General features: G+C 52.0%; 4 protein-coding genes. 1 reads left to right on the forward strand and 3 read right to left on the reverse strand.

Annotated features, from left to right (window positions below; translation table 11 throughout):
• The coding region (locus PPL9_RS34430) for an OB-fold nucleic acid binding domain-containing protein (protein WP_244273464.1) at positions 1–181 on the reverse strand (181 nt) is incomplete at its 3' end.
• Between the two features lie 297 nt (positions 182–478).
• Between PPL9_RS34430 and rnd the strand changes: the two genes are divergently transcribed.
• On the forward strand, positions 479–1,702 hold the full coding sequence (gene rnd / locus PPL9_RS25545) for a ribonuclease D (protein ID WP_057465334.1): 1,224 nt from the start codon (positions 479–481) through the stop codon (positions 1,700–1,702).
• A 93-nt stretch (positions 1,703–1,795) separates the two neighbouring features.
• Here rnd and PPL9_RS25550 read toward each other — a convergent pair whose 3' ends face one another.
• Positions 1,796–3,319 carry a Ppx/GppA phosphatase family protein gene (locus PPL9_RS25550; RefSeq protein WP_082597110.1) on the reverse strand — a complete coding sequence of 508 codons (1,524 nt, stop codon included), beginning with the start codon at positions 3,317–3,319 and terminating at the stop codon, positions 1,796–1,798.
• Positions 3,297–4,621, reverse strand: a 1,325-nt coding sequence (gene ppk1 / locus PPL9_RS34435; protein WP_244273466.1) for a polyphosphate kinase 1, incomplete at its 5' end; no start/stop codon positions are given. The genes ppk1 and PPL9_RS25550, both read right to left, overlap by 23 nt.

A 4,621-nucleotide genomic window follows, 5' to 3' on the forward strand; every position in this document is an offset into this window, starting at 1 on the left:
GTTTAAATGCTGGGGAGTCCGGATCAACAACACACTGCGTAAGGCCGTAATGGTCACGCAAGTCGATGAACAGCAGGCCGCCGTGATCGCGTACACGGTGCACCCAGCCAGAAAGGCGAGTGGTTTCACCTACATTATTCGCCCGCAGCTCTCCGCAGGTATGGCTTCGATAACGATGCATAGCGTCCTCAGTGGTAATCTAGTGAATCATAAAATTCAGAAACTGGTTGACCTCGTCAAAAGGTCATCCGGCTGGAAAAGACATGTCAGCCTCCTAAAGTCAAGTAAGTCTGTAACTTTGGCGCTGTTTCTTGCGGACATTTCCCGAGTTTCCTCTACCTACGTGGTTTTCGCGAGGCTCTGGCTGCGACCCTTTGGTTCATAGAGAGCAAAAATCGACATTTACAACCACTTGATGAGAAAACGAGAAACTTAGATAGGGACAAGCCCGTTCGCTTACGCTATAGACTTTGACACCATGAAGATGATCACAACTACAGAAGAGCTTGCGCAAGCGTGTGCCAAGCTTGCTAATTCAGATTTCGTAACAGTTGATACCGAGTTTTTGCGGGAAACGACCTTCTGGCCAAAACTCTGCGTCATTCAGATTGCCAATCCAGATAATGCTGTGTTGGTTGATGCTCTGGCTGAAGATCTGGATCTTGAACCTTTTTTTGCATTGATGCGCAATACGGACATCGTGAAGGTGTTCCATGCTGCACGGCAAGATATTGAAATAATCTACCATCTGGGTGGCTTTGTGCCCTCACCTCTCTTCGACAGTCAGGTTGCAGCCATGGTTTGTGGCTTTGGGGATTCAGTTTCCTACGACCAGCTGGTTTCGAAAGTGACGGGTGAGCGGATCGACAAATCATCCCGGTTTACAGATTGGTCCCGGCGTCCATTGACGAACAAACAGCTTGCTTATGCATTGGCTGATGTGACTCACTTGCGCGACGTCTACCAGTTCCTGAAAGAGCAACTGGAACAGAAGGGCCGCAACCACTGGGTTGAAGATGAGATGGCAACGCTGTCTTCCATCGACACCTACCGCAGTGATCCTGCGAAAGCGTGGCAGCGCATGAAGTTGCGCGTCCGCAAACCACGCGATCTGGCTGTCTTAAAGGAACTGGCCTTCTGGCGTGAACAGGAAGCGCAAAAGCGTGACATTCCTCGTAGCCGCGTTATCAAAGATGATGCGATTTTTGAGGTTGCAACACAAAAGCCTCAGACATCTGAAGCTTTGGGGCACTTGCGCACAATCCCACGTGGCTTTGAACGTTCCAGACATGCTGAGGACATTCTCAACGCGGTTAAACGCACTATGGAGATTTCTGAGGACGATCTGCCAGAAGTTCCAAAAGGACGGCCTTCTCCGGACGGAGCGTCTGCGGCTGTCGATTTGCTGAAGGTGCTTTTGAAGATGAAGAGCGAAAGCTTTGGTGTGGCACCGAAAGTTATCGCGACGGTCGATGATCTGGACAAGATTGCATCAAGTGGAGATGCGCAGGTTCAGGCTCTTTCCGGCTGGCGCCGAGAGCTTTTTGGTGAAGATGCGCTGCGCTTGAAAAAAGGCGAAATCGGCCTTGCTTTTAATGGCCGTCAGGTCGTCATTTGCGAACAAGGTGAACCGGTTGAGCGTGTTGAAAACAGCTCTCGCCGTCGTGGTGGCAACAAGAACAACAAGCCAAAGTCTGATTAAGATTTTGAATCCACTACTCATCATAACTTACTGATAAATAAGAAAAGCCCCGGCAAAACTTGTCGGGGCTTTCTTGTATCTGTCTCAGATTTATTAAAGCACTCTGACTTCGGCTTCCAGATCCATAACGCGCCCTAGTTGGTTCAAGCGCTTTGTCAAACGATCCCCTTGCATGTCCGCAAGTTCTGCCGGGAGAGCCAGTACGAGTTTGTCGTTCACCAGCGACAGCTTGCTCTTGAGCAACACGCCATTCATGGAAGCGCTGATCAATGCCGCAACACGCAGTGTCGCGCCAAGCATACGTGCCAGCTTCATGAGACGTGGATTACTCAGGCTACGAATGGCCGGTGAAAGCGCATCATCCATCAGGCCTTCGTAGCGATAGAACACTGTCAGTGCCAGATATGCCCTACCCGCATGATCAATGCCTACAAAGCCGCCATTAGAAATAATGTTCAGTGATTGCTGACCACGGTAATCCGGATGAGCACGCCAGCCGATATCCGTTAGCTGACAGGCCGCAATGCGCAGGCGGCGTTCGCCTTCGCTTTCGTCCACACCAGCCACACGCATGGCCTGCTCGCTCCACTCAACCACTTCGGCTGAATATGAGGGATCACGGGCACGCAGCACACCCAACTCGTGGGCTGCGGTGAGCAAAGGGTCCTGCTTTTTACCGTCTTCATCAAGCTGATCATACAAGTACCCTTCCCGCACGCCGAGTGCAGAAAAGACGACCTGATCTGCCTGACAATGCAACAAGGTCTGCCGCATCACCGTTGCACCGTATGGCAACAATCCACGACGCGCTTTAGAGATCACCTGAATGCTTGGCTCGTTGCTCAGATCATCCCGCATGAGCTGTTCGCAGAAATCAATCATGACTTCAGCAGGCACAGTATAATCATGCATCACGTGCAGCGGGTAGCCTTGTTGATACAGATGTAAACGGCCAAGTGAACGCCACGTTCCGCCAATCGCATAGAAATTGCGGTCTTTAGCCTTGCCGAGCCAGTCGGCTTTTTCCAGCTCTTCACGGGCGATCTCATTGGCCAGTGCCAGATCTTTTTCTGAGGATTCCTGCAGCCGAATACCGCCAAGCGGGAATGTTCGTCCGTCACCGATGCCATGTGCACTGATGTCGACCAGCTCTAATGATCCGCCGCCCAAATCTCCGACAAGGCCATCTGCCCGCCAGAAACCGGAGAAAACCCCCATTGCTGAGTAGAATGCCTCATCACGGCCAGACAGGATCTGTACGTTGGCACGGCAGATGTTTTCTACTTTTGCAATGAACTCGGCGCCATTTTCAGCTTCGCGAGATGCTGCTGTTGCCAGAATGTGCAGTTTGATGACACCGACATGATCGCAGACACGGCGAAACCGCACCAAAGCACGTAGTGCGGTGGCAACATTTTCTTCGCCCAGACGACCAGTCGCGCCTATGCCGCGCCCCAGTCCTGCCAGGATTTTTTCATTGAACAACGCTGTCGGGTTACGCGCCAGTCTTTCATAAATTACAAGACGGACAGAGTTGGAACCAATATCAATGATTGCTATTGGTCCCGGGTCTGTAAATCGTCCTCGAGGCTCATCACTCGTCGAGATATCTGTCACTATTCGGCCGTTCTACAAAAAGTTTTGGGCTATCGCCCTGTAGCGAGCTACCACGACCAGACAGAGATGGGTTCGTCATAAAGAACTTGTGTGCGTTGAACGGATCTTCGTCTGGTTCTGCAACAATGCGCTCATGACTACCGTCTGGAAGCAGACGCCAGCTTTGTTGATTATCTTCTAGATTTGCAACCATGATCTGATCAAGAATCTGCTTGTGTACTGTTGGCGTTTTAACAGGAACAAGGGTCTCGACCCGACGATCCAGATTGCGCGGCATCATATCCGCTGATGAGATATAGACATGGGCTTCATCAGAGGGCAACCCGTGACCATTGCCAAAGCAGAAGATACGGCTGTGCTCAAGAAATCTTCCCACAATTGATTTAGCGCGGATGTTGTCAGAGAGCCCCGGCACGCCTGCCCGCAAGCAGCAAATACCGCGCACGACCAGATCAATTTGTACCCCTGCCTGACTGGCGCGGTACAATGCATCAATGACACCTGGATCTACCAGAGAGTTCATCTTCATCCAGATCTGACCCGGACGACCTGCCTTGGTGTGGGCAATCTCTTCTTCTGTGTGCTGAATGATGCGCTTGCGCAGGCTCATTGGAGAAACGGCCAGTCGCTCCAGCTCGCCCGGTTCTGCGTAACCTGTGATGTAATTGAACACCTTAGCCGCATCGCGTGCCATTGCTGGCTCTGCGGTAAAGTAGGACAGATCGGTATAAATACGTGCTGTGATTGGGTGATAATTGCCGGTACCGAAGTGGCAGTAGGTTCTCAAACCGCCCTGCTCACGGCGGACAACCATGGAGACTTTCGCATGGGTTTTCAGCTCAAGGAAGCCGAAGACGACCTGTACTCCAGCGCGCTCCAGATCTCGCGCCCAACGGATGTTGGCTTCTTCGTCAAAGCGGGCTTTGAGTTCAACAAGCGCGGTGACGGATTTGCCAGCTTCTGCAGCTTCTGCAAGGGCTTTGACGATCGGCGAGTTGTTGGATGTGCGGTACAGCGTTTGCTTGATTGCGACGACATCCGGGTCCTGGGCGGCTTGGCGGAGGAACTGGACGACAACATCGAAGCTCTCGTAGGGATGGTGGATCAGGATGTCTTTTTGTTGGATAGCCGCAAAACAATCCCCGCCGTGTTCGCGGATGCGTTCCGGATAGCGCGGAGTGTATGGCGGGAACTTGAGATCATCGCGTTTGACGTTCACAGCCTGAGACAGGTCATTCAGCGCCAACAGGCCGTTGGCAAGGAAGGTTTCCTCTTCGGTGACTTCCAACTCATTTGCAACGA

Source organism: Pseudovibrio sp. POLY-S9 (assembly GCF_001431305.1).
Taxonomy (GTDB): domain Bacteria; phylum Pseudomonadota; class Alphaproteobacteria; order Rhizobiales; family Stappiaceae; genus Pseudovibrio.

Coding starts and splice junctions, on each gene's coding strand:
- rnd (WP_057465334.1), top strand. CDS start 479: ATGAAGATGATCACAACTACAGAAGAGCTTGCGCAAGCGTGTGCCAAG.